Source organism: Acidobacteriota bacterium, from assembly GCA_039030395.1.
Taxonomy (GTDB): Bacteria; Acidobacteriota; Thermoanaerobaculia; order Multivoradales; family JBCCEF01; genus JBCCEF01.
The window spans coordinates 546,102-571,157 of the sequence record JBCCEF010000001.1; the positions used below are offsets into that span (position 1 = coordinate 546,102).

The 25,056-nt window shown below is 68.5% G+C and carries 21 protein-coding genes; 11 read left to right on the plus strand and 10 right to left on the minus strand.

Annotated features, from left to right (window positions below; genetic code table 11):
• Positions 1 to 349 precede the first annotated feature (349 nt).
• On the minus strand, positions 350 to 940 hold the full coding sequence (locus AAF481_02065) for a TetR/AcrR family transcriptional regulator (GenBank protein ID MEM7479935.1): 591 nt from the start codon (positions 938 to 940) through the stop codon (positions 350 to 352).
• Positions 941 to 1,141: 201 nt separating this feature from the next.
• Positions 1,142 to 1,465, minus strand: coding sequence for an MGMT family protein (locus tag AAF481_02070; protein MEM7479936.1), 324 nt, complete (start codon positions 1,463 to 1,465; stop codon positions 1,142 to 1,144).
• 130 nt (positions 1,466 to 1,595) lie between these two features.
• On the opposite strand from AAF481_02070, the gene AAF481_02075 reads away from it, so the two are divergent.
• Entirely contained in the window at positions 1,596 to 4,832 is a 3,237-nt protein-coding gene (locus AAF481_02075; GenBank protein ID MEM7479937.1) for a CHAT domain-containing tetratricopeptide repeat protein, read from the plus strand.
• On the opposite strand, the gene AAF481_02080 is transcribed toward AAF481_02075, so the two are convergent.
• Together AAF481_02080 and AAF481_02085 are read right to left on the minus strand one after the other, a co-directional pair.
• The gene (locus AAF481_02080) at positions 4,813 to 5,250 is read right to left on the minus strand and encodes a hypothetical protein (protein ID MEM7479938.1); all 438 of its coding nucleotides are present in this window, start codon (positions 5,248 to 5,250) and stop codon (positions 4,813 to 4,815) included. The two genes, AAF481_02075 and AAF481_02080, sit on opposite strands and share 20 nt — an antisense overlap.
• Positions 5,251 to 5,260: 10 nt before the next feature.
• The gene (locus tag AAF481_02085) at positions 5,261 to 6,001 is read right to left on the minus strand and encodes a M50 family metallopeptidase (GenBank protein MEM7479939.1); all 741 of its coding nucleotides are present in this window, start codon (positions 5,999 to 6,001) and stop codon (positions 5,261 to 5,263) included.
• Between the two features lie 155 nt (positions 6,002 to 6,156).
• On the opposite strand from AAF481_02085, the gene AAF481_02090 reads away from it, so the two are divergent.
• Positions 6,157 to 9,879, plus strand: coding sequence for a choice-of-anchor D domain-containing protein (locus AAF481_02090; protein MEM7479940.1), 3,723 nt, complete (start codon positions 6,157 to 6,159; stop codon positions 9,877 to 9,879).
• A gap of 5 nt (positions 9,880 to 9,884) precedes the next feature.
• Here the strand turns inward: AAF481_02090 and AAF481_02095 are convergent, their stop codons facing one another.
• Together AAF481_02095 and AAF481_02100 are read right to left on the minus strand one after the other, a co-directional pair.
• Complete coding sequence (locus AAF481_02095) at positions 9,885 to 12,185, minus strand: TonB-dependent receptor (protein MEM7479941.1); 2,301 nt, start codon at positions 12,183 to 12,185, stop codon at positions 9,885 to 9,887.
• Positions 12,186 to 12,324: 139 nt separating this feature from the next.
• On the minus strand, positions 12,325 to 12,771 hold the full coding sequence (locus AAF481_02100; protein ID MEM7479942.1) for a hypothetical protein: 447 nt from the start codon (positions 12,769 to 12,771) through the stop codon (positions 12,325 to 12,327).
• On the opposite strand from AAF481_02100, the gene AAF481_02105 reads away from it, so the two are divergent.
• From AAF481_02105 to AAF481_02120, 4 genes are all read left to right on the plus strand, one after another.
• Positions 12,770 to 13,411: an outer membrane lipoprotein carrier protein LolA gene (locus AAF481_02105; GenBank protein ID MEM7479943.1), complete on the plus strand. Its 642-nt coding sequence runs from the start codon at positions 12,770 to 12,772 to the stop codon at positions 13,409 to 13,411. The two genes, AAF481_02100 and AAF481_02105, sit on opposite strands and share 2 nt — an antisense overlap.
• 86 nt (positions 13,412 to 13,497) lie before the next feature.
• Entirely contained in the window at positions 13,498 to 13,995 is a 498-nt protein-coding gene (locus AAF481_02110; GenBank protein ID MEM7479944.1) for a YajQ family cyclic di-GMP-binding protein, read from the plus strand.
• Entirely contained in the window at positions 13,992 to 14,669 is a 678-nt protein-coding gene (locus tag AAF481_02115) for a carboxypeptidase-like regulatory domain-containing protein (GenBank protein MEM7479945.1), read from the plus strand. Before AAF481_02110 ends, AAF481_02115 begins: the two co-directional genes overlap by 4 nt.
• Before the next feature lie 12 nt (positions 14,670 to 14,681).
• Positions 14,682 to 15,689: a polyprenyl synthetase family protein gene (locus AAF481_02120; protein MEM7479946.1), complete on the plus strand. Its 1,008-nt coding sequence runs from the start codon at positions 14,682 to 14,684 to the stop codon at positions 15,687 to 15,689.
• Here the strand turns inward: AAF481_02120 and AAF481_02125 are convergent.
• From AAF481_02125 to AAF481_02140, 4 genes are read right to left on the minus strand one after another with little or no spacing between them, the layout of a single operon-like run.
• Complete coding sequence (locus AAF481_02125) at positions 15,612 to 16,817, minus strand: hypothetical protein (GenBank protein MEM7479947.1); 1,206 nt, start codon at positions 16,815 to 16,817, stop codon at positions 15,612 to 15,614. The genes AAF481_02120 and AAF481_02125 overlap by 78 nt on opposite strands.
• Positions 16,818 to 16,826: 9 nt before the next feature.
• Positions 16,827 to 18,296, minus strand: coding sequence for a CotH kinase family protein (locus tag AAF481_02130; GenBank protein ID MEM7479948.1), 1,470 nt, complete (start codon positions 18,294 to 18,296; stop codon positions 16,827 to 16,829).
• A 12-nt stretch (positions 18,297 to 18,308) separates the two neighbouring features.
• Positions 18,309 to 19,013 carry a DUF4956 domain-containing protein gene (locus AAF481_02135; protein MEM7479949.1) on the minus strand — a complete coding sequence of 235 codons (705 nt, stop codon included), beginning with the start codon at positions 19,011 to 19,013 and terminating at the stop codon, positions 18,309 to 18,311.
• On the minus strand, positions 19,010 to 19,861 hold the full coding sequence (locus AAF481_02140) for a VTC domain-containing protein (protein ID MEM7479950.1): 852 nt from the start codon (positions 19,859 to 19,861) through the stop codon (positions 19,010 to 19,012). The genes AAF481_02135 and AAF481_02140 overlap by 4 nt, the downstream gene beginning before the upstream one ends.
• A 120-nt stretch (positions 19,862 to 19,981) precedes the next feature.
• Between AAF481_02140 and kdsB the strand changes: the two genes are divergently transcribed.
• The 5 genes from kdsB (at position 19,982) to AAF481_02165 (ending at position 25,053) form a co-directional block, all read left to right on the plus strand.
• The gene (gene kdsB, locus AAF481_02145; protein ID MEM7479951.1) at positions 19,982 to 20,752 is read left to right on the plus strand and encodes a 3-deoxy-manno-octulosonate cytidylyltransferase; all 771 of its coding nucleotides are present in this window, start codon (positions 19,982 to 19,984) and stop codon (positions 20,750 to 20,752) included.
• A gap of 54 nt (positions 20,753 to 20,806) precedes the next feature.
• Positions 20,807 to 22,477 carry a CTP synthase gene (locus AAF481_02150; protein MEM7479952.1) on the plus strand — a complete coding sequence of 557 codons (1,671 nt, stop codon included), beginning with the start codon at positions 20,807 to 20,809 and terminating at the stop codon, positions 22,475 to 22,477.
• A gap of 220 nt (positions 22,478 to 22,697) precedes the next feature.
• Positions 22,698 to 23,534 carry a 3-deoxy-8-phosphooctulonate synthase gene (kdsA, locus tag AAF481_02155; GenBank protein MEM7479953.1) on the plus strand — a complete coding sequence of 279 codons (837 nt, stop codon included), beginning with the start codon at positions 22,698 to 22,700 and terminating at the stop codon, positions 23,532 to 23,534.
• The gene (locus AAF481_02160) at positions 23,531 to 24,517 is read left to right on the plus strand and encodes a KpsF/GutQ family sugar-phosphate isomerase (protein ID MEM7479954.1); all 987 of its coding nucleotides are present in this window, start codon (positions 23,531 to 23,533) and stop codon (positions 24,515 to 24,517) included. The genes kdsA and AAF481_02160 overlap by 4 nt, the downstream gene beginning before the upstream one ends.
• Entirely contained in the window at positions 24,496 to 25,053 is a 558-nt protein-coding gene (locus AAF481_02165; GenBank protein ID MEM7479955.1) for an HAD hydrolase family protein, read from the plus strand. The genes AAF481_02160 and AAF481_02165 overlap by 22 nt, the downstream gene beginning before the upstream one ends.
• Positions 25,054 to 25,056 lie beyond the last annotated feature (3 nt).

Here is a 25,056-nt window from a genome sequence, read left to right on the forward strand (position 1 = left end):
GCCAAACGCCCTCGGCCCCAATCCCCTGGCACCTGCCTGTGGAGCACCTGCTAGCGGGTCGCCTTTCGCCCTCGGCCCCAATCCCCTGGCACCTGCCTGTGGAGCACCTGCTAGCGGGTCGCCTTTTAGTCCTTCTGGACTGCATCGGGCCTACCTTCGAGGTAAACAAACACGAACGATCGTGCCTTTTTATGCCGAGAGCAGAGGTCAGTTGCGCTCCTCGAACATTCCCCTGGCACCTTGTGCGGGGAAGGCGGTATTGCGGGCTAAGAGGTCCAACACTCGGCGAGAATTCAACACGAACGATCGTGCCTTTATTGTTGATCCTCATGCGCCGATTCCTCCCACTTCAGGCCTTCGAAACCTCGAGCAGGTTTTCGAACGACAAACGGGCTCGGCTTCCGGCGTCCGGATCACGGATCAGGCGGCCGAAGTGGTGATAGGCCAGGAGCACCGCGTAGGCATCGTAGGCAAACTGCTGTACATCGAGATCGCCTCGAAACTGACCCAGTTCCACCGCCACCGACGCGGTGCGAGCGATTGTGTTGAGCCATTCCTTCTGATAGGCGACGAGCCGATCCCGCACCGGACCGGGGCGATCGTCGAGTTCATTGGCGGTCGAAATGAAGACGCAGCCGCCGGGCAAGAAGACGGACTTTTCCCACTTCAACCAGTTGTCAAACAGCGCCCGAACGCGCGCTTCGCCGCGCGGCTTCGCCAGCGCCGGTCCCACCACGATCTCCACAAAACTGGCCGCCGCGGCTTCGAGTACTCCGATCAGTAGATCCTCTTTGGAGTCGAAATGAGCGTACAGCCCGCTCTTCGACAACCCCACCTCCTTGGCGAGGGTGCCGATACTCAAACCCTCCAACCCCAGCCGACTCGCCTGGGCGAGGGCCTCTCGCAAAATCGTCTTGCGGGTTTCTGCTCCCTTGCTCATGGGTCATGACAATAGCACGATCGTTCGTATAATCAAATCCAGGAGTTGCGGTGGCGGCCGGTCGCTCCTGACATTCCCCTGGCACCTCAGCGGAAAGGTGTGAATCGAGTCCGCCGAACCTCTCAACAGAGGCTTCCGAACATTCCCCTGGCACCTCGACGGAGCACCTCGACGGAGGGGCGTTGAACATTCCCCTGGCACCTAGGTGAAGATGAGGTCGGCGGTCGGTTCCCAGCGGAATCGGCGGAGGTCGATGCGGCCGTGGGCATTGAATTCGACGCCTTCCTCTTCGAGGATCGCGCGCTGCAACCCTTCGTAGCCCGGCTCGGAGCGCGGGCTGACCTCGCCCTTGGCATTGATAATCCGCTGCCAAGGCAGTTCGTTCTCGCCGCTTCGGTGGAGGGCGTAGCCGACTTGCCGGGCATGTCCCGGAAGCCCCGCCAAAGCCGCCACTTGACCGTAGGTGGCAACCCGTCCGCGGGGTACCGCCCGGACGACTGCGTAGATCCGTTCGTATGAATCCATGACAGACATTCTTCATCATCCCGTCCCCACAACTAAACATTCCTGCGGGGACGGGATACATTCTTTATAGGATGGAGGGGGCCGGTTCGCCCGAGCGCCCCCCTCGGCGGCACGCAGAAAGGATCACTCGATGGACCGGAAACCCTCTCTAACGAGGCGTTGTTGCGCCCTGGGGATGGTGAGAGGCGCGGCACTGCTGTTGGTGACCGGCCTCTTTGCGCCTTCTCCGCAAACCGCGGAGCCGGCGGTGCGCGACCTCGCTCCGGACCTCGCCGTCGAAGGCACCCTCGCCGGCGGCGAATCACATCGCTATCGCCTCGCCCTTTTGCCGGGTCTGCACGGCCGATTGCTGGTAGAACAGCAGCAGATCGACCTCAAAGTGCACCTCCTCTCCGCCGCCCAAAAACCGGCGTGGACGATGGAGAATCTCGGCGGTCCCTTCGGCACCGAGGAGGTGACGCTCCTGGCCGAGGACTCAGACCCCACCGGAGTGCCTCCCATTGAGATAGAAGTCGCGCCGGTCGTCCCCGACGCCAAGGCCGGCAGCTACGTCATCTCGCTGGTGGAGGTGCGTCCGGCGCGGGCGGCGGACCGGGACCAGGTAGCGGCCGAACGCCGCTTCATCGCCGGCGCCGGGGAACTGATGGCACGCTCGGCCCAACGGGCGGCGGCCTGCATCGAGCACTTCGACGCCGCGCGGTCGGCCTTCGAGACCGCCGGTCGGCTCGTCCTCGAAGGCCGCTGCTTCGACGCCGCAGCCTTCTGCCACTGGCTGCTCGACCGACCGGAGACGGCGATTCCCCTCTACCGAGCGGCCCAGCAGCGCTTCGCCGCCGCCGGCGAGGAGGTCTACCTCGCCGACAGTAAGCTCAATATGGCGACGGCGCGGCACGCCATGGGCGCCTGGGAGGAGACCGTCGACACCCTCGAAGCCATCCTCCCGATCTACCAGCGGCTCGACTATCCAGAAGCCCACGCGGCGACTCTCTCGAGCCTGATGGCGGTGACGGAACAGCTCGGCCGGCCGGAGGAGGCGCTTTCCTATTCGCAGCAAGCCATCGATCTCGCTCGCCGGGGCAGCGACCGCTGGGTGGAAGCCACCGCCCTGCGCAACCTCGGGGTGTTGCAGAAGAACCTCGGCGACTTCGAAGGCGCCCTCGGCACCTTCGCCGAATCCGCCGCCCTCGAGCAGACCATCGGCTGGCTCGACGGCGAGGCCCAGAGCCTCGCCGAAACCGGTGCCACTCACCTGGCCCTGGGCGATGTCGACCAAGCCCTCGACCATCTGCAACGGGCGCTGCCCCTGGCGGTGGAATCGGAGAGCCGACGGGTGCAGGTTTGGGTGCTGCGCAATCTCGGACGGGCGCTGACCGACGCCGGCCGTTACTCCGATGCCCTCGCCCGCCTCGAGGAGGGTCGTTCCCTGATCGAACGGCCCAACCGCAACGACGCCGACCTGCTGCTCTACATGGCCCAGGTGGAACTGGAGCGCGGCCGGCCGCAAGCGGCGGCGCCCTTTGCCGAGCAAGCCCTGGCGCGCAACCGGGCCCTGGGCTACCGCGACGGCGAGCTCCATGCCCTCCTCGCCCTGGCCCAGAGCGAACGCGAGAGCGGCGCCCTCGCCAGCGCCCGGGAGCGGATCGACAGCGCCATGGCCCTCATCGAAGCCCATCGGGACCGGCTGGTGCGGCCGGACCGGCGGACGTCCTATGCCGCCTCGAAAGCTCTCGTCTACGAGCTGAACGTCGCCCTGTGGATGGATCTCCACCGCGCGAACCCGGAGACATCCGGCTTCGACCGCCAGGCCTTCGAAGCCTGGGAAGCGGCCCGTGCCCGGAGCTTGAGGGAAGCCCTGATCAGCGGTCGCCAAGGCCAGCCGGATGCCTTTGCCACGGGCCGCCAGGCGGAAGCGCTGCGCCACCAAGGGCGGCGCCTCGAAGCCCTCGAAACCCAGCGCCTGCGGCTGCGCAGCCGCCAGGAGCCTTCGCTGGAGGCGCTGGCGGTGATCGACCGGGAGATCCGCCGAGCCCTCGACCGCTACCGCGATCTGCGCGCCCAGGCACGGGCCGAAGATCCGCGCTACGCCGCTCTGACGGAGATTCCTCACACCTCCGTGGAACGCCTACAGAGGGAAGTCCTCGCCGACGGCACGGAGCTGATCGAGATCGCTCTGGGCCGCGAGGAGAGTTTTCTCTGGCACATCGGATCGGAGCATTTCGAGAGCTTCCGCCTGCCTCCCCGCCGAGAGATCGAAGAGCAGGCCCTTCGGCTGCACCGACTGCTCGCCGAGAGTCACCTGCGGGGCGCCGGCCCCTCGGTGGACTTGGCTTCGCGCAGGCTGGGAGAGCAGCTCTTCGGGCCGGTGTTGGACCGGCTCGGCGGAGAGCGGCTGGTGCTGGTGAGCGACGGCGCCCTCGCCTACCTGCCCCTCGGCCAACTTTCGGTACCTCGCCGCACCGGCGAGGCGCGGCCGCTGGCCGACAGCCACGATGTGATCTACGCTCCATCGGCCGGAGTGCTGGCGGAGCTGCGCCGCCGCACGGGTCCCGCGCAAGGCCCGGAGAGTGCGGAGCCCCTCCGCCTGGCGGTGATGGCGGATCCGGTGTTTGCTCCCCGCGACGAGCGGGTGGGCCATCAAGCGGCCTGGGGGGCAGCCGGCGAGGCGGCTCCTGAAGCCGGAGCCGCCTCGCCTCGTCCGATCGCCACTCTCGCCGATTCGACCCTCGGCGGCGGCGTGCACGCTCAAATCCCCCCGGATCTCCAGCGCTCCGCCCGAGAACTGTCCCTGGACCGCATCGGCCGGCTGCCGTTCTCCCGCCGGGAGGCGCTGGCCATCGGCCGGCTGCTGCCGGCCGAGCGGCGGCTGATCGCCCTCGACTTCGATGCGAACCTGGACACCGTGACGGGCGGCCGCCTGGGCGATTTCCACATCCTCCACTTCGCCACCCACACGCTGGTCAACAGCCACCATCCGGAACTGTCGGGGCTGGTGCTCTCACTGGTCGACTCCGCCGGCAATCCGCGGCCGGGCTTCCTCCGCGCCCACCGCATCGCCGCCCTCGATTTGGCAGCGGATCTGGTAGTGCTCTCCGGCTGCCAAACCGCCCTCGGCAAGGTGGTACGAGGCGAGGGCCTCCTCGGCCTGACCCGCGCCTTCATGCACGCCGGGGTGCCGCGGGTGGTGGTGAGCCTGTGGGACGTCAGCGACGAGGCGACGGCCGAGCTGATGACCCGCTTCTACCGAGCGCTCCTTGAAGACCGCCTGTCGGTGAGCGCCGCCCTGCGCCACGCCCAGCTCGAGATGTCCCAGGAACCGCGCTGGCAGGCGCCTTACTACTGGGCCGGCTTCATTCTCCAGGGCGGCTGACAGGATCTTCCCAAACGGCCTCGCCGGCTTCCTCCGCGGCGAAGGCTTCGCGCTCGAAGGGGTTGTCGCGGTAGGGATGGCCGCCGCGTAGCCAGGCCCAGGCGCCGGCGACCAGGTAGGCCGGGATGAAGAGAGGTCCCCAGCGCTCCGCCTGGCGCACGTGAACGCGCTCGTGGGGGCGCCAGCGGTCGAGGTCGCCGCCGCGGCGCCCCACCACCACGTGGCCCAGGGTCAACGCCGTCGCTCGCAGCCAGCGCCGCTCGAGCAGCCAGGTGGCAAAGCCGCCGTGGACCTCGAGCACCCCGTCGACGGAGCGCGCCTGGCCGCCGGTACAGCGGCCGAGAGCGGCCACCAGCAGGCCGACGGTAGTGGTGGGCCAGGCCCATAAATAGGCCCAGAGAGACGATCGCCTCCTCATCGCCATCCGGTCATCGCCGCAGCCAGGCTCGGTAAACGGCGAAGCCGATCATCGCGCCGGCCACAGCACCCCACAGCAGCGCCCACACCACCGCTGGAATCCAGGTCATCTCGGCCATCGAACGGGCATCGTTGGCACCGCCGAGACCGGTGGACAGGCCGACCAATACCCGCAGGTCGTCGAGAGCGAAGAGCGCCGCCTCGATGGCGATGAGATGCACCGTAAAGACCACCCAGCGGGCCGAAGTCCGCAGACCCACGAACAGCAGCAGCAACCCGATGCCGCAGCCGGCCACCACTGTCAGCAGCCCGGCGCCGAGGTCGCCGGAGAGGAGATTCGGCACGCCATAGCGCACGGTCAAGAGCACCATGGCGCCGCCGATGGCGATCAGGGCGAAGCGCCCGGCCCGCGGCCGCCGACCGAGGAGGACCAGCACCGCCCCAAAGAGAGCAGCCCCCAGATAGCCGGCGGGGACGATCAGCCAGCGCCAGCCGCCGGCGGTGTAGGCCAGGCCGGAACCGTCCGGAGCGATCCAGAAGCGCTGGAACTCCCCGCCGGTCAACAGAGCGGCCAGGCCGTGTCCCAGCTCGTGGACGGTGGTGAGAAGCAGGCGAAAGGGGAAGGCCAGCGCCGACAACCACGGCACCCAGGCGAGGAGTACCGCCACCACGGCGGCGAGGCCGATCAGCTTGAGGACCTCCGCGCGCGGCAGGTCACGACTCGGCAAGGTTCGGCGAGAAGTGGACAACATGGCGGGCCGAGATTACCGGAAAGCCCCTAGGGGCGAACGGGCGGCGGGACGGCAAAGCCGGCAGAAGCACCCGTGCCCGGTGCTATTCTGCCGCGATGGCGCCTTTGATCTCGGGCCGACGGCGGGCCGCGCGCAGATGGGCCTGGGCGCTCATCGTGGCAACCTGCGGGAGTTTGGCGATGATGGCCGGTGCCGGTGCCCCCGAACCGACCGCGCAGCGCTCTCTGCGACCGGACCTCCCCCTACCCAACCCCTACCTGGCCTGGCTTCCCTCCGGTGTGACGCCGGACTGGAAGGCGTGGAATACCAAAATGGCCGCCGAGGCGGCGGCAAGGAGCCGGCGGTTGGGCGCCCTGGCGGGACCGATCTTTGGCGAGCAGGAGGCGAACGGAGTGAGCGGCGAGAACGACTTGCCCCCCTTCGCCGAGAGCCTGCCGGAGGCCGGCACGGCGCCCGGCGAAAGCGCTCGTTTCGAGATCCACGGCACGTTGCTGGCGGCGCCGGCGGAGCAAGCGCCGGCTTCCGAACCGAACGGCGCCATTCCCCTGGCACCTCTCCTCGATGTGGGCGCCGGCGCGGCGCGGGCGGTGCGCGGCGAGATCGGCGACGGCGCCTTCGGCGCCACCTCCGGCGACTTCGACGTTTACCGCCTCCAGGGGGTCGCCGGGCAGCTCTTGGAACTCGCCGTCGACACCGACCGGCCGCTGGCGGACCTCGATCCCATCGTCGCCCTGTGGAGCGCTGCCGGCGAGGTGATCGACCTCAACGACAATTTGCCCGGCTCCGGCTTTCTCCAATCCTTTGACAGCTACCTGGCCGTCACCCTGCCGGCGGACGGCACCTACTACGCGGTGGTCGGGGGCCGCGGCGATGCGGGAGGATCGTCGGACTTGGAAGACCAGTTCCCTTCCGACCCCTTCGACGCCGCCTCCGGCCCCGGCGCCGGCAGCACCGGCCGCTACACGCTGACCGCCGGCCTCGATGCCCCCGGACCGGGCAGCGGCCGGCGGGTGGATAAGGACACCTTCCGCCTCGACCTGCGCTCGGGCGACGTGATCGGTGCCAATCTCCTGGGCGGCGCCCTGGGACTGACCCTGACGGATCCCAGCGGCCTCCCGCGGGTGACCTCCGTAGGACGGGACCTGTCGGCCATCTACCCGGCAGATTCGCCGCTCCCCGGCGGCGGCCAGGCAGCCCTCGCCTACGTTGTCGACCGGGCTGGCCCCTGGACCCTGACGGTGGCCCGGGCGCCCTCCTTCCAGCGCGGCGCCTATCGGGTCGAGGTGGAACTGGCGCGCGGCCCCCTGCTCGCCACCGCGACGCCGCAAACGGCGGTGCTGTTCGTGGACTTTGACGGCGCGGTGATCGACCCGGTGATCTTCCGCCTTCAGCCGGGCCCGCGACCGTTCTCTCCACTGGCGGACTTTCTACCGCGCTGGGGACTGTCGCCGGCAGACGAGGACGCGTTGATCGACCGCGTCCTGGCGGTGGTGGCAGAAAACCTCCGGGACGACCTCCGGAGCCGCGGCGGCAACGGCGACTTCTCCACCGAGGGTCTGTTTGGCCGCTTCGACCTCGAACTCCGGAACAGCCGCGATCACACCGACCCCTGGGGCCAGCCGGGGGTGAGCCGGGTGGTGGTGGGCGGCACGGTGGATGAGCTCGGCGGCCTGACCATCGGACTGGCGCAAAGCATCGATCCGGGCAACTTTGCGCCGCGGGAAACGGCGGTGGTGTTGCTCGACTTTCTGAGCGCCGAGGCGGACGACCCCAATTCCTTGAACGGCATCGAGCGGGCGCCGGGAGTGTCGGCGGTCGAGCTGATCGGCACCGCCCTCGGCAACCTGGTGGCCCACGAGGCCGGCCACTTCCTGGCCAATTTTCACACTGAACGGGACTCCGGACCCACCACCCTGATGGACCGAGGCGGCCGCATCCCGTTGCTCCTCGGAGTGGGCGAAGACGGCATCTTCGGCAGCGCCGACGATCTCGACGTGGACTTTGACCGCGACCACTACAGCCCGGTGGAGGCCTTCTCGGGCATCGAGAACACGCTCGATGCCATCGCCTTCGCCTTGGTCGCTGGCGGTCCCCGGGCGGAACTGGTGCTGCGGCCAAGGAGCGTCGACTTCGGAGCCCAACCGGTCACCAACGAGAGCCGCCGATCCGTCGCCTACAAGAACGCCGGTACGGCACCTCTGGCCCTCGCTCCGCCGGCGCTGACCGGAACCGGGTTCGAGCTGGAGTCCTTCGACCTCGCCGAGGCGTCCCTGCCGGCCGGCGGCATCGCCACCGCCGAGGTCGCCTTCACTCCCCCGGGCCTCGGGGCCTTCCTGGGCACCCTGACCACCACCTCCGGCGATCCCCTAGCTCCGAAGCCGAGGGTCAGCCTCCTGGGACAGGGCGGCGTGCCGGCAGCGACGGTCGACCCCCTAGCCGAGGACTTCGGAGAACTCATCTACGGAGACTCGGCAATAGAGTCCCTCCGCTCCTTCCGCATCACCAACGGCGGCGAGGGCGCGCTAGAGATCGGTCCGCCGGTGTTCGACGGGCCGGACGGCGACCGCTTCGAGGCCGTCGGGCGGGCGGAGCTCTCGCTGCCGGCCGGCGGCGCGGGCGAGATCACCCTCGCCTTCCGGCCCCGAGGGCGGGTGGGCACCCAGCGGGCTTTCGCTTTCCTGCCGACCAACGATCCGAAACGGCCGCGCTTCGGCCTGGAACTCACCGGCACCGCCCAGGGGCCGGACATCGCTGTGACCCCGGGGCCGGTGTACTTCTTCGGCAGCGTGCGGGTGGACCGCTTTCGCGAGCGCATCTTCACCATCGCCAACGAGGGCAGCCGCGACCTGGCTCTCGCCGGCGCCACCATCGAGGGGCCGGAGGCCGGCGACTTCACGATTTCCGGAGGCACCCTGCCGCCGATCCTGCCGGCCGGCGACGCGGCGCAGATCACCCTGCGTTTCCGGCCTTCGGAAACCGGCGAGCGCGGCGCATTCTTAGTCCTCCCGAACGACGATCCGGACGAAGGCGGTCTGGAAATCGAGTTGCTCGGCATCGGCACCCTGCCGGAATTGACGGTGGAGCCCGCCGAGCGCGATTTCGGCCCGGTCGGCGCCGGCGCCGAGGCGGTGCGCTTCGTGCGGGTCCAGAACACCGGCGACGCCACCTTGAGCGTCGAAACCAGCAGCATATTCGGGCCTGACGCCGACCGGTTCCGCATCGAAACGGGCGCCGCGCCCTTCGTGCTGACCCCGGACGGCGAGCGCGTCCTCCGACTCTCGTACATTCCCCTGGCACCGGGTGGGAGTGGGGCGGAGCTGGTGTTTGAGAGCGACGATCCGGCCCGGGCGACGGCGACCGTTCCGCTCTCCGGGCTGGGCACGGCTCCGGCGCTGTTCCTCGACAAGCGCTGCGCGGCGGCGGCGAGCGGCGAGGCTGGGCGATTCCTCTGCACTCTGGAGGTGATCGGCGGCGGTCCGGGAGCGAACGCCGCCGTCGAGGTGGTCGACTTCCTGCCCGCCGGGGTGACCTGGCTGGGCGATGACTGCGGCGCCGGACCCCCGGTAGGCGATCCGGCCGGCAGCGAGCTGCTCTGGCAGGTGGGTCAGCTCGAGGACGGCGAGGCCCGCACCTGCGAGCTGGATCTGCGGATCGAACCGAGCGGGGACGCCGGACAGGCGACGCCGATCAATCGCGCTGCAGCGCGCAGTTTCCTCACCGCCCCGGGGTCCTTCGACGCCGAAGCCGAGGCTCCACTGGGCGAGATCGCACCGGTGGAGATTCCCACCCTCGGCACCTGGGCTTGGGTGCTCCTCGGCCTGCTGCTGGCGTGGATCGGCTGGAGACAGACCGGGGGACGAGCCCCCGGCCGTTCCTAGGCCGACTAGAAGTCCAGCTTTACCCGCACGAAGGCGGCCCGGCCGGGCTCCTGGATGCGCTGACCGGTGAACGGGTTGCGGGCGTTCAGGTGATCGGCGTAGGCCTCGTCCAAGAGGTTCTCCGCCCCCACTTCCATCTTTAAGCCCTGGCGCACCTCGGTCCCCAGCAGCAAATTGACCGTCGTGTAGCCGGAAGTCTCGATCTCGAAACGGCGGATCGCCACGCGATCCTGGCGCTCGGCGAAGGTCGCCGACAGGTCACCCCACCAGCGCCCGCCGGCGGAGCGCACCGTCAGCCCGAGCTGCCCGGTGAGCGGTTCGATGCCGAGCACCGGTTCGTCCAGCAGGTCGTCCTCGCCGCGGGTGTAGCTGGCCGAGGCGTACCAGGTGAAGTTCTCCGACGGCTGCTGCCGAAGGGTCAACTCGCCTCCCCAGAAAGTCGCTGAATCGCCATTGATGTAGCGAAACACCGTCGGCGGACTCAGCGGCAGCCGCTTGGGCAAGGTGGGATCCGGCACGATGGTGATGTAGTCATCGATCTGCCGATAGAAGGTCGCCACGTCCAACCAGAAGTCGCCAGCGGACCACTGACTGCCGAGATCCAACTCCAGGCTGGTCTCCGGATCGAGGGCGGGGTTGCCCATGAACTCGACGCTGGCCTGGAACTTGGAGGCCGGGAAGCGGTCCGAATAGCGCTCCAGCACCGTCGCCGTGCGCACCGCCCGGCCGATGCCCGCGGTGGCGCTCCAGCGGTCCGTCAGCCGCCAGCGGCCGGAGACGGCGGCACTGACGTGGGTCTCGGCCTGATCGAGATCGCCGGAGGTGTTGGCCCGGAAGAAGTCCGACACCTCGCCGGCGGACGCGTCGATCCGATCCACCCGCACCCCCAGGCTGATCTCGGCGGCGGCCGCCGAGCGCACCACCTGGGCGTAGACCCCCTGGTTCTCGATCTCGGCTTCCGGCCACACGATGTCGTTGAACAGCAGGCGATCCCCCCCGGTACCATCACCAGCTCGTCGAAAGATGCGCCGCTGGGCCATTTGTTCGGAACGATAGGCATCGCCGCCGACCTTCCAGCGCCAGCGCTCGCCGTCCGTCGCGGCGTGGAACCGGCCGCCGGCGGCGTTCGACTCGGTCGGCAGATCCACCCGCAAGGCAAAGGGCGGAATGCGGCCGGCCATCGGCCGCGCCGTGGGCTTCTCGTCGTTGTTCATGCGGTGATCCTTGCGGTTCACCCACAGCTGGCCGTACAGCTCCGAGAAGGTGCCCCGGCGGTTCTGGGCCTGGAGCGACAGGGCGTGGGAGCGGGTGTAGAAGTAGCTGGCGTCGAGCAACCGGCCCGGATAGTCGATGTCCTCCTGCTGCTGATAGCCGCCGCTCAAATCCAGCACCAGGCCATCCGCCAGATCCGCCGCCAGGCGCCAGCGGCCGGTGGAGGATACGAAGTCGCCGGGCACTTCGAAGCCGTCGCCGTCCTCGTAGTCGTCGCCCTCCAGCCGCTCGGCAAAGAGCGAGCCGGCGATCCGTGACCCGGAGATCGCCACCGAGCCGTGGCCGCCGGCCGAGGCGTTGTCGTTCCAGCCGAGGCCGGCGGAGCCGCCGACGTTGAATCCCGTCGACGAAAACACCGGCGCCGCGGTGTTCACCTGGATGGCGCTCAGGGCGCCGGAACCCCAGGTCAGGGCGTAGGGGCCCTTGACCACCCGCACCTGCTCCGCCGCGTGCAGACCGACGTGGGAGAGATCCGAATCCATCCGCGCCGGCCCCGCTGCGAAGGTGCGGGTACCGTCCACGAACATCGCGACCTGCGACTCCTGCAGACCGCGGATCGAAGGCTCCAGATTGACCGGCCCACGGCGCACCGCCGACAGCCCCGGCGTGCCGCGCAGGGCCTCGGCCAGATCATTCTGCGATGCCCGCTCCAGCTCGTCGGCGGAAACCTGCAGTTCCGTCGCCAGATCCGGGCTGCCGGCGGTGACCAGCAGCTCCTGGCGCACCGCCGCCAGCGGCAGCTCGATGCGACCGAATTGCTCGGCGGCGCCTTGCCTCACCGTTTCAAAACCGCGGGCGCGCACCGCGAGGGTCGCCCCGGGCGCCGATCCCTCGAACCGAAAGGTGCCGTCGTTGCCGGTCCGCACCGATTGCAGGGTCTCGCCGTCGGCGCTGATCAGCTCGACCGTCGCGCCGGCGATGGGCCGACCTTGAGGATCGACCACCGTGCCGCTCGTTCTATCGTTCTCGGCTCCGGCCGCCATCGCCCCGCAGAGGGCGAGGAGGAGGCCGAAGATCCATCTCTTGTTTGTCATCTACCCATCTCCCATCGCGCGCTGTTCAAACGCGCACCGTCGTTCGATCGTCGCCGGCGGAAAAGGCACGAATCCGCCGTGCGGAAAGCGGCGCCACGACCGAACTCGGTCACGGCGCACGAACTTCACGACAAAGAGGTCAGGTCTGAGGGAGGGGTGGTCCGCGCGGCGCGGCCGGTCTGGCGCACGGTGAAAGGCCGGGAGCGGTCGAGTCGTCCGGCCGGCTCCAGCGATCGAGGGTGATCCCCGGTGCCCGGTAGGACGGTTCCGCCGTCCGCGGCGTAGGAAGGGCAGAGGCGGCGCCGGTGACGGCGCAGGGAAGCTCCGCCCGCACCTCGGTCGGTGGCTTCCAGTGGGGCCGTTCGGAGGACGGATGCCCGATGGCGAAGCCGGCGAGGGCCTTCAGCATGCAGCAGCCGGCATCGCAAGTTCCGCCGCAGCAGCCGCAGTCCGGCTCGGCGAACATCGGCGCCGCCAGGCCCAGGAGGACCACCAGCACCAGGCCGAAGGCGAAACAGCGGCGGCAGGACACCATGCTGTCGATCCTATCGCGCCGCAAGGCCGATTCCGATACGGTACGACTCATGAGAAACGTCTTTCTAGCCGCGGCCGGTGGCTTCCTCGCCCTCGCCTTTGCCTCACCGTCCTGGGCCGAAGAGAACGCTCTGGATCCCTGGGCGACCCTCGCCGAGGTCAAAAACCAGCTCCGCGCGGACGGGCCGACCCGGGCGGACTTCGTTCACCACTACATCCCCGCCGGCTTTCCGGACGGCGAGGTCGAGTCCGGCGAACTCTCCCTGGCCCTGCCGGACTGCCTGCGCTGGGACTACCGGGAGCCCTACGGCAAGAGCTTCCTGATCTGCGGCCGGGAAGCCCACTTCTGGGTGCCCGAAGACGGCACCGGACAGCGCTCGATGGTCGATCCGCAAGGCGAGCCGGGGCTGGACCTGCTGCTGCTCGATACGCGGCAACTGGCCACCCGCTATCGCGCCACGGCCGAAACGGACGACGCCGGGAACATCATCCTCGACCTGGAGCCGGATGAGATGGCGACGGTCCTGATCGGCGCCCGCTTCGTGATCGACTCGCGCACCGACCGCCTGCTGGAGGTGTCCTACGAGGATCGTGAGGGGGGCAGTACCCGCTTCGAGATCTCCGGCTACGGCCCCCTCGAGAAGGGCGGCCAGTTCACCCCTCCGGAATCGATCCTCTGGCAAGAGCCGTAGGACCGCCAGCGGCGACGCGTGATTCCCGTATAATTGAATCGGCGGCGGCGCCTCTGCCGACCGCTCCGACGATCGAGCAAAAAACCATGGCCGCCGACAACTCCTTCGACATCGTTTCGAACGTCGATTTCCAGGAAGTGAAGAACGCCGTGGACCAGGCGGCGCGGGAGGTCACCAGCCGCTACGACCTCAAGAAAGCGAATGCCACGGTAACCCTCGAAGGCGAGGAGGTCACCGTCACCGCCGACGACGACTTCAACGTTTCCCAAGCGCTCGAAGTGCTCAAGGGCAAACTGGTGCGGCGCGGCGTGCAGCTCAAGTCCTGCCGCTACGGCGAGGTCGAGCCCGCCGCCGGCGGCCGAGCGCGGCAGAAGGTGACCTTTCAGCAGGGCATACCGCAGGAGACGGCGAAGAAGATCGTGGCGGAGATCAAACGCCAGAAGCTCAAGGTCCAGGCCTCCATTCAGGGCGACACGGTGCGCGTTTCCGGAAAAAAGCGGGACGAGCTGCAAAACGTCATCGCCCACCTCAAGGGACTGGATCTGGACGTTCCTCTCACCTTCACCAACTACCGAGGGTCGTGAAGATCCTCTACCCCTCAGCCGGCAACATGGCCCGTTTTCCACGCGGTTTCCTGGCCCTTGCCCTGGTCGCGGCCTGGGCCCTCACCGGCTCCTCCGCCGAGGCCGGCTACCGGGAAGGCGAGCAGGTGGAGGTGCGCGGCGTGGTGACGGACACCGACGGCAATCCAGTGCCGGGTGTGGAAGTGGTGCTCGAAGCGTCCCGCAGCCGGCTCAAACTGCGCACCCTGAGCCGCGAGCAGCGCGACCGCACGCGCCTTTCGTCCCTCACCGACGAACGCGGCCGCTACTCGATCCAGTGGCATTGGAACCGCTACTACAACACCTTCGAGCTGATCGCCGGAGTGCCGGTGCGGCAGGCCGACGGCGGCGACCTGCAACCCCTCGAGCGGTTGGACATCACCCGCCGACTGGAGCGCAGCAATCCGCTGGTCACTCCGCTGGTGGTGGAAGACGCCGAGTACATCGCCACCGTGCGCAAGTTCCTGGCTAGCCTTTCGACGGACGACGAAAACCGCATCTACCAGCAGATGGGCAAGCCGGACCGGGTGGAGGAGCAGGTGTCGTCGCAGCGCGAGGAAGCCGCCTGGTGGTACTTCGAGAGTGGGCACGTGTTCCGCTTCGTCGACGGCTCGCTGGTGAGCGACGAACGTTTTTCGCCGGTGAAACCCTTCTAGAGAGATCGCTTCGTGCAGCCTGAACATCACACCCCGGTCGCCCCTCCGTCGGCGGCGCGATTCCTCGCCCTGGTGGCGGACAAGCTCGCCGCCACGGAGGAGATCTTTCGGCAGGCGCTGGATGGAGACGTGCCGCTGATTCACGAGGCCGGGCCCTACCTGGTGGAGGGCGGCGGCAAGCGGGTTCGGCCGGCGCTGCTGCTCCTAGCCGCCCGCCTTCTCGGCCGCGACGGCGACGAAGAAGTGACCTACGCGGCGGTGGTGGAGATGATCCACACCGCCACCCTGATCCACGACGACGTGATCGACCATGCCGACCGGCGGCGCGGTCAACCGACCGTCAACCGCCTGTGGGGGAATCACCCGACGGTGCTGCTAGGGGACTGGATCTACACCCTGGCGATGCAGAAGGCGCTGTCCCACAACCGGGTGGAAGTGATCCAGAAGCTGGTCGGGGCCACCCTGAAGATGACCGAGGGCGAGCTGCTGGCTCTCGACCGGCTGGGAGCCGTCGATCTCGCCTCCGAAGAGTACTTCGAGATCATTCACCGCAAGACGGCGCGCTTGTTCGGCGCCGCCTGCGCGGTGCCGGCGCTCATCCCGCCGATGCGCCCCGAAGCCGGCGAGGTGCTGGAGCGCTACGGCACCAACCTGGGGATCTGTTTCCAATTGGTCGACGACCTGCTCGACTTCGAAGGCCGGCCGGAGGTTCTCGGCAAGCCGGTGCTGTCGGATCTGAAAGAAGGCAAGCTCACCCTGCCGCTGATCCTGCTGCTGCCACGGGTGCCGGCGGCGGACCGGCAACGGGTGGAACGGGTGCTCGAAGATCGCTCCTTCGAGCGGGTGGCGGCGGAAGAGATCCTGGCGCTGGTGGAGCGCGAGGGCACCCTGGAAGAAACCCGCCAGCTCGCCGCCGAGTACTCGTCCCGAGCGAAGGCCGCCCTAGAGGTCTTTCCCCCCAGCGAGAGCCGGGAAGCGCTGCAGCTCGCGCCCGACTTCGTCCTCGATCGGCGTTCGTAGGCGCGGCGGCCGAATTCCCAGGGCCTCCACCCCCCGGCGCGGTCCGCTCTTCTCGGCCGCCGCCAGCGGCGGCGCCTGTTCCACCCAGGCGACCACCCCGCCCACCGCGCCGAGCACCGTCACGTAGCGGAACTGCCGCGCCACCGTGTCGCGCCAGTGGCGGGCGCCGGAAACCAGCACAATCGAAACAGATTCCGTTGGCCGGACCTCGCCGTCCGGGAGTTCACCTTCCCGGATCTCACCGTGGGCCGCCTCCACGGCAGCGAAGGGACCCGCCGGTCGCGGCCCGACGAAGGCCAAGGCACAGCGCAGATCGTTGCCCCCGAAGCCGAGATGTAAATGACCGGTGATCTCCTCGCCGAAGTCGAAAACGGCGCCGGGAATCGCCCGCCGGACCTCCTGCACCGGAGGACCGGATTCCATGTCGTACCAGGCCTGGCCGGGGCCGAGAATGCGGCCGCGCCGCGGCTCGAAGGTGGCGGCACCGAGCGCCGGCGGGGTGCGCGGCAGCACCGACTGCAGCGAACCCCAACGGCCCGCCGGCGGCCGGCCCCAGGAGAAGGCCGGCTCGGCGCGGTCGAGCGGCTGCCAGCCGGTCACCAGCCCGCGCAGGGCACGGCGCGAGATCTGCCACCGATCGTCCGTTGCCACCCGGGAGCGGCCCGCGCCATCGACCAGGCGCGCCAGCAGGCCACCGGCGCCGCGCGCACTCCGCACTTCCACCGCCAGCCGGTTGGTTCCGGGACGCAGGGCATGGGCCGCCGGCCAGCGGTCGAGGCTCGGGAGGCCCGAGGCGGCGAGGCGACCGGAACCGAGGCGGACTCCGTTCAGGAACGCGTCGTACTCTTCGTCGGCAGTGATCTCCAAATAGACGACCGCGGGCGCCGGGGATTCCGCCGGGTCTCGGCCGAGTTCGGCGAGGTGGAAATCCCTGAGCGCGTAGAAGGCCACCGGTGAACGGCGGTCCCGCGGACCTTCGGTCCAAATCCACTCGGCCTGCCCGATCTCGGCCGGAAACGCCCGCAGCAGGCTCCGCCCCGGGAGCTGTGCGATGAGCAGCCAAAGGGAGACGGCCACTGAGATCACCAGGGCGAAGATCGGGCCGAATCGAAGGGGGGAATCGTTCACCGGTGAAGCCTACCGTGGATCGGCGGCGTTGGCGGCGAGCGGATCATCGTGCGGCGCCGGCAGCGGCCCGAGGCGCTCCGCCAGGCGCTGCCGGAGAACCCTCGGCCGCTCCTCGAAAAAGCGCCCGATCAATTCCAGGGACTCCGTGTCGTCGACCTCGTAGCGCCGCTCGATTTCGCGGTAGCGGCCGAGGAGCTCCGCCAAGAAGGGTGGCGTCAGTTGCCGGTCGAGCATCAGCGCGGCGCGCCCCGCCAGGCGCCGCCGATACTCCTCGGAGCGGACCGTCAACGAGCGCAACAGCCGCGCCCGCAGGTCGTGCCGGGAGCCTTCGGTCACCGTCGACCAGATGTCGCTGTTCCACGGATCCAGGCGGTCGGCGAGGGCCGCCATAAAGCTCTGGTCCATGTCCCAGTGGAGCCAGAACCAGCGACCGGCGGGATCCCCTTCGTCGCGCAGCAGGGCTCCCTGGTAGGCATCGGTCGTGGCACAGAACAGCACCGAGAGAAACCAACGGTCGAGATTGTCGAGATCCACCCAACGGGCCACCCGGCGGGGCCCCGCCTTGGTGCGGGTGGGGAACAGGTCCATCAGGCGCTCGTAGAGCAGCGGATTGCCCCACCGCACGATGGACCGATAGTCGGCGTCCTTCGTCCACACGAAAACGAAGCGGTCGTGGCCGTAGCGGCGGCGCAAGAATCCTCGATCGATGCGCTCTGTCAGGAAAAAGAAGCCGCGATTCTCACCGTTGATGAAGAGCAGCGCCGGGGCGGTGTGAGGCACCTCTCCACCCATCCGCCGGACGACATCGAAGGCCATGGCGTTGGTGTAGCGCCACTGGCGGTCACCGCGATCGACGCGCAGCGAGTTGCGGATGATCAGCGATTCCAGGGCCGGCCCCGCCGCCCAGCCGAGAAGGGACGGGGCGAAGCCGTCCCCGGCCCGAAACATCAGCCGCCAGCTCCGCGACGGTCCGAAGGTACGGGTGGTTCCACCGTGCAGGCGCAGCCCCGCATAGGCCGTGAAGAGCACCCGCTGGCCTTCGAGCACGGCCACCGCCGCCGGCACTTCCCGCTGCTCCATCGGCTGCTGGCGGATCCATTCGAGCCCCTGCGGATCGGTGTGGATCGACACGGTGCGCAATCCCTTGCGGCGGAAATGAAAGGGCACCAGTTCGCGCAGCGCGGTACTGTCCGGTGACCGCCCGGCAGCGCTCCGGCCGGGCTCCGCCGCGGCCGGCGGGGTGCGCCAGGCGGGCCGGGCGTCCTCCCCGGCGGCGGACCGGGCGCCGGTGCCGGCCACCGGTTCGAGCGCCCCCAAACGTTCGAGCAACTCCGGCAGGCGGCCCTCGCCCATCTCCTCGGCGGACACCTGCTGGCGCTCGACCTCGTCGCCGGCCGGGGAGTCGCGCAGAATCCCTTCCAGCACGAAGCCGGCCAGCAGCAGGCCGGTGATCCACGCGACGAGGTAACGGAACTTCAAGGGCGGTACGCCCTACGGCGCTCCCGGCCGATCGTAGCTCAGGGTCAGAGAGAGGTCCGGCATCTCCCGCAGCAACTCCCCTTCGAGGGCTGTCAAGCGCTCCGGGGCGAGATTGCGGAAGCTGTAGGTCACCGCCACCTCGTCGTCGAGCTGTGTCAGGCTCTCGATCCGTCCCTTGGGCAGGAAAGCGGTGAGCTTCGCCAACAGATCCTCCCGTTCGGCGCGCCACAGATCCTTCGGCACCGCCAGGAGCAAAAGACCGTGGCGGGTCGCCGACCCGAGGAGCGATGGCACCCATCCACGGACCGCCACCGCCACCAGCACTAGCGACAGAAGGATCGCCAGAAACACGAACTGGAAGGTGGCACAGGCCAGGGAGGTGGCGATCACCACCATCAGGAAGCCAATCTCTTCGGGCTCCTTGATCGGCGTGCGGAAGCGTACGATGGACAGGGCCCCCAGCAGGCCGAGGGACAGGGGCAACGAGAACTGAATACAGATGAAGATCGCCGTGATCGACACCGCCAGCAGCGGGAACGACCGATGGATCTGCGAGCCGGTCTCGCGTCGGGCATAGAAAAAGCGGTACAGAAAAGCGACGAAGAACCCGCAGGCCAGCGATACGGTCATGATCAGGAGGAACGGCCCAGGGCCGATCTCCGAGACCCGGCCGTCCTGCAGGTTGGACAGAGGTCCCATCAGCGAGTCGAGATTCAAAGGCTCTCTCCCGAGCGCCGATCCCCGATCCCGAGGGCCGCGAAACAGGCGCTGTACTTCGAAAAGGATGACCGGAAACAGAAGGTTCCCACGATCGGTTCCAGGCATGTCGGCAGGGCGGCCTTCGGCCCTTTGCTCTCCACTACCGTCGGTGACACCCGGCCGAGGTGCGACCGCAACGCCCCGTGGGCGCCGCCGGACCATCGGCCGACGACGGGATGGATCCGGCCGGGGCGGATCTCGGAGTCCAGGGCCAGGCGTTGGTCACTGAATGGATCCCGCCATCGCCGCCGCCGGTAGCGCACTTCGAGCACCGGCAGGAGTGGACCCGGCAGCCCGGCGAGTTCCGGCATCCGCCGCAGATCGAGGGCCTTCAGAGCCGACAGCGGAACCGTTTCCAGGTCGTCGACGCCGAAGGCACGGGCGTCGACCTGGCGGCGCAGCATCGGGCCGGCGCCGTCCCCATCATCGAACCCACCGGCGACGAAGCGCAAAGCCCGTCGGGCCTTCGATCGGCGAGTACCGATCCGCCCCTTGATCTCGACGAAGCAACGGGTCGAGGGTCGACCGGCCTGCGGGTACCAGCGCAGCCGAACCTTGGTCTTGAGGTAGTCGCTGCTGAGCTTCTCGCGTAGGAAAGCGAGATCCGGGGTGTCGAAGTAGATGCTGGCGACGGTGTTCGCCGGGTACTCCGCGTCTTGTCGGCAGCAGCCCTCGAGGTGCGCCGCCACCGCCTCCTGTCGGCCCGTCGCCACCCGCCACTTCACCTCATGGCCGAGCGAGGACAAGTCTTCGGGCGCCCCGAACGGGCGGGCCGGCGGCGGATGGAGGAAGGCGACGGGTGACATAGCGGGACCTGCAATCGGAGTCGTTGCCTCAAAAAGCGAAGGGGTCATGCTTTCAAGCCCCGACAGCAGTGTCAACGAATCGGCCGTTGACAGGCCGCCCGAGGGGACATAGATTGGGACGTGCCCCCCTCGCCAGACATTCCCGGTCCCCGCACCATCGTCGGCGCCATTCCGGCCCGCTACGGCTCAACCCGTCTGCCCGGCAAGCCGTTGCTGCCGATCGCCGGCCGACCGATGATCCAGCACGTCTACGAACGGGCCGCGAGCGTTCGAGAGCTCTCCCGAGTGGTGGTGTTGACGGACGATGAACGCATTGCCGATGCAGTGCGAGCCTTCGGCGGGGAGGTGGAGATGACCCCCGCCGACTGCGCCAGCGGCACCGACCGTATCGCCCATGCGGCTCGCTCCTGGAGCGACTCGGCGGTGGTCAACATTCAGGGCGACGAACCGTTGATCGACGGCGCGGGCGTCGCCCGCCTGGCGCGGCACCTGATCGCCGAACCGACGGACCCGATGGTCACCCTGGCGGCGCCCGCCGAACGGGAGGATCTGGGCAATCCCAACGCCGTCAAAGTAGTGCTCGATACCCGCGGCTACGCCCTCTACTTCAGCCGGTCTGCGATACCCTATGAGCGCGGGGCGGGAGCGACGGCAAGTCCCCTGAAGCACCTAGGAATCTATGGGTATCAACGGGAAGCACTGCTCGAACTTGCGCGGTTCGAACCGACGCCCCTCGAGGGCAGTGAATCTCTGGAGCAGTTGCGCGCCCTGGAGCACGGCATGGCCATCCGTGTACTGGTCGCCGCCGAGGGAGCGGCACCGGGAGTGGATACCCACGACGACCTGGCGCGGATCGAGGCCCTGCTGGCCGGTGACGGCGGCGGGCCGTGAGCGACATCTTTTCGCAGGCGGCGGCAGGCCGCCCCAAGGAGTGAGGAGAGGACGATGACCACCAAGTACATCTTCGTGACGGGCGGCGTGGTGTCGTCCCTGGGCAAGGGCGTGGCGGCGGCCTCGGTGGGGGCGATCCTCGAATCGCGTGGCTTCTCGGTGACCCTGATGAAGCTCGATCCCTACGTCAATGTCGATCCCGGCACCATGTCGCCCTACCAGCACGGCGAGGTGTTCGTGACCGAGGACGGCGCCGAGACGGACCTCGACCTCGGCCACTACGAACGCTTCACCCACACGGTCACCTCCAAGCGCCACAACTACACCACCGGCAAGATCTACGAGCGGGTGATCAACAAGGAGCGCCGCGGCGACTACCTCGGCAAGACGGTGCAGGTGATCCCCCACGTCACCGACGAGATCAAGGACGCCATGCGCCGGGTGGCGGACGATCACGACGTGGTGATCGTCGAGATCGGCGGCACCATTGGCGACATCGAGTCGCTGCCCTTCGTCGAGGCCATCCGCCAGTTCCGCCAGGAGCTGGGCCGCGGCAACGCCATCAACCTGCACCTGACGCTGGTGCCCTACATCGCCGCCGCCGACGAGCTGAAGACCAAGCCCACCCAGCACTCGGTGCGCGAGCTGCGGGCCATCGGCATCGCCCCGGACGTGCTGATCTGCCGCGTCGACCGGCCGCTGCCGGACGATGTACGCAAAAAAATCTCTCTGTTCTGCAACGTCGACGTCGACCAGGTGATCGCCGCCGTCGACGTCAATACCATCTACGAGGTGCCGCTGACCTTCTGCCGCGAGGGCCTGGACAACAGCATCCTGCAGCTCTTGAACCTACCCCAGTACGACCGCGACATGTCGCGCTGGGAGAAGCTGGTCAACAAGATCAAGAACCCGCACCACGAGGTACGCATCGGCATCGTCGGCAAGTACGTCGAGCTGCCGGACGCCTACAAGAGCCTCAACGAGGCGCTGATCCACGGCGGCATCGCCAACGATGCCTCCGTCGAGCTGGTGTACATCAACGCCGAGGAGATCGAAACCGGCAACTGGCCTCAGGAGATCTTCGAAGTGGACGGCCTGCTGGTGCCGATCGGCTTCGGCAAGCGGGGCACCCAGGGCAAGATCCGCGCGATGCGCTTCGCCCGGGAGCGCAAGGTGCCGATGTTCGGCATCTGTTTGGGGATGCAGATCATGGTCATCGAGTTCGCCAGGAACGTCTGCGGCATCGAAGACGCCACCTCATCGGAGTTCGACAGCGAAGCGGATCACGCGGTGATCTACAAGCTGCGCGATCTCCTGGGAGTCGAAGAGATGGGCGGCACGATGCGCCTCGGTGCCTATCCCTGCCGTCTCACGGAGGGCACCCTGGCGCACCGCATCTACGATCAAGACCAGATCAGCGAGCGCCACCGCCACCGCTACGAAGTCAACCAGAAATACCTCGAACCGCTGGTCGACCACGGCCTGACGGTGGCCGGAAAATCGCCGGACGGGAAGTTCGTGGAGATGGTGGAATTGGCCGATCATCCCTGGTACCTGGGCTGCCAGTTCCACCCGGAATACAAGTCGAAGCCGACGGAGCCGCATCCACTCTTCGTCTCCTACATCCAGGCGGCTCTCGAACATCAGCTCCGCCGCACGGACGAAGAGGCGGACGAGGAGACCCCGGCGCGGGTCGAACTCTCCGCCGTGCCGGACAGCCGTTAGCCTGCCCTTCTCATCAGCAACCTACTGCGAGGCCGTATGTCACTGAATCTGCTGCGTTATCCACAGAACCCGCTCCTCGACGTACTGCGAGTACGCCTTCGTCGCAGAACCTGCGGATGCCTTGCATTTTCAGCGACCTACGGCCTCTCGCTACGGTCGCCGGTGAGAAGTCCAGGCTAGCCCTTCCCGCTCGAACGACCGCCGTACTCGCGAGGCCTCCGTGATCACCACCCCCGTCGAACCCGTCGAACTAGCCCCGGGCATTCTGCTCGCAGGATCCGGCCCCCTGCCGGTGATCGCCGGCCCCTGCGCTATCGAATCCGAGGAACGCACCCTGGAAGCCGCCCGGCGGGTCGCTGCCATCGCCCAGCGGCTGGAGCTGCCGACGGTCTTCAAGGCCTCCTTCGACAAGGCCAACCGCAGCTCCATCGATAGCTTCCGCGGTGTGGGCCTGGAGGAAGGCCTGCGGATCCTCGCACTGGTGGGCCAGGAGACCGGCCTACCGCTGCTGACGGACATCCACGAGCCGCACCAGGCGGCAAAGGCGGCGAAGGTCTGTGACGTGCTTCAGATTCCGGCCTTTCTGTGCCGCCAGACGGACCTGATCGTCGCCGCCGCCGAGACCGGCCGCGCCGTCAACATCAAGAAGGGCCAGTTCATCGCCCCCGGCGACATCCTGCGGGCGGTCGACAAGGCGCGCAGCACCGGCAACACCCGGGTGACCGTCACCGAGCGCGGCTACGCCTTCGGCTACAACAACCTGGTGGTCGATATGCGCTCCTTCGCCATCCTGCGGGAAGAGGGCGTCGCCGCCATTTACGACGTCACCCACTCCCTCCAGTTGCCGGGCTCCGGCGGCCACGAGACCGGCGGCGATCGCCGCTTCGCCGAGCCGCTGGCGCGGGCCGCAGTCGCCGCCGGCGCCGACGGCGTGTTCCTAGAAGTCCACCCGGACCCGGACAAAGCCCTGTCGGACCGCACCGTGCAGCTCGATCCGGAGCGCGCCGAGGCCTTGCTGACCTCCCTGGCGACGGTGCGCCGGGCGGTACTCCCATGAAACCTGACTCGAAGCCCCCCGGACGCAATCCGCGGGAGGTGGCGCGGGAGGTGCTCTCCACCGAAGCCGGAGCGATCCAGGGCCTCCTGCCGCAGCTCGACGAGCGCTTCGACCGCGCCGTCGAGATGATCCGCGGCGCCACCGGCCGGGTGGTGTGCACCGGCATGGGCAAGAGCGGCCTGGTGCTCAAAAAGATCGCCGCCACCCTCTCCTCCACCGGCACGCCGGCCTTCTTCCTGCACCCGGCGGAGGCAGTGCACGGCGACCTCGGGGTGATCGTGCCGGGCGACGTGGTGCTCGCCGCCTCGTTCTCCGGCACCACCGAGGAACTGCTGCGGCTGGTGGGCACCGTCAAGCGCCTCGGCGCACCGCTGATCGTGATGACCGGCAACGCCGACAGTTCCCTCGCCCGGCTGGCGGATCTCCATCTCTCCGTCGCCATCGACCGCGAAGCCTGCCCCCTGAACCTGGCACCGACGGCCTCCACCACCGCCACCCTCGCCCTGGGCGACGCGCTGGCGATGGCGCTTTTGGAGGCGCGGGGCTTCTCGCCGGAAGACTTCGCCAAGCTGCACCCGGCCGGCAATCTCGGCAAGCGGTTGATGCGAGTGCGCGAGCTGATGCACGGCGGCGACAACATGCCGCGAGTGACAACGGACGCGCCGCTCTCCGACACCATCTACGAGATGAGCAAAAAGGGGCTGGGGATCACCGCCGTGGTGGACGGCGAGGGCCGCCTGGTGAGCTGCATTTCCGACGGCGACCTGCGGCGCCTGTTGGCCGAAGACTCCGACCCCCTCACCCGGCGGGCGGCGGAGGTCGGCCACCGGGGACCGCGCACCATCGACCCGGAGGAGCTCGCCGCCACCGCCCTCAAGGAGATGGAAGACCACCGCATCACCTCGCTCTTCGTGGTGGACTCCAGCGGCCGGCTGATCGGCATCGTCCACCTGCACGACCTGTGGGGCCTGGAGCTGTTCTGAACCTCTCGAACGCCGAACTGGCTCGCCGCGCCAGCCGCCTGCGCTGGATTCTGCTCGATGTCGACGGTGTGATGACGGACGGCCGCCTGACCTACAGCGCCGAAGGCGAGGTGCTCAAGAACTTCCACGTGCGGGACGGCTTCGGCATCCGCCTGGCCCAGCGGGCGGGCCTCGGCGTGGGCATCCTTTCCGGCCGCGGCGGTCCGGTGCTCGACCGCCGGGCGCGGGAACTCGATCTCGATCCCATCCTCACCGGCCAGAGCGACAAGGCCCAAGCCTTCGAGAGTTTTCTTTCCGAGCACGGCCTCGAAGCCGAGCAGGTGGCCTATGCCGGCGACGACTGGATGGACCTGCCGGTGCTCAACCGCTGCGGCTTCGGTTGCGCCCCGGCGGACGCCACGGCGGAAGTGCGCGAGCATGCTCACCTGGTGCTCGCCACCCCCGGCGGCTATGGTGCGGTGCGCGAGATGGTCGAGCGCATCCTGCGGCCACGCGGCCGTTGGAGCGATCTACTGCGCCCCTACCTCGACGGCTAACCC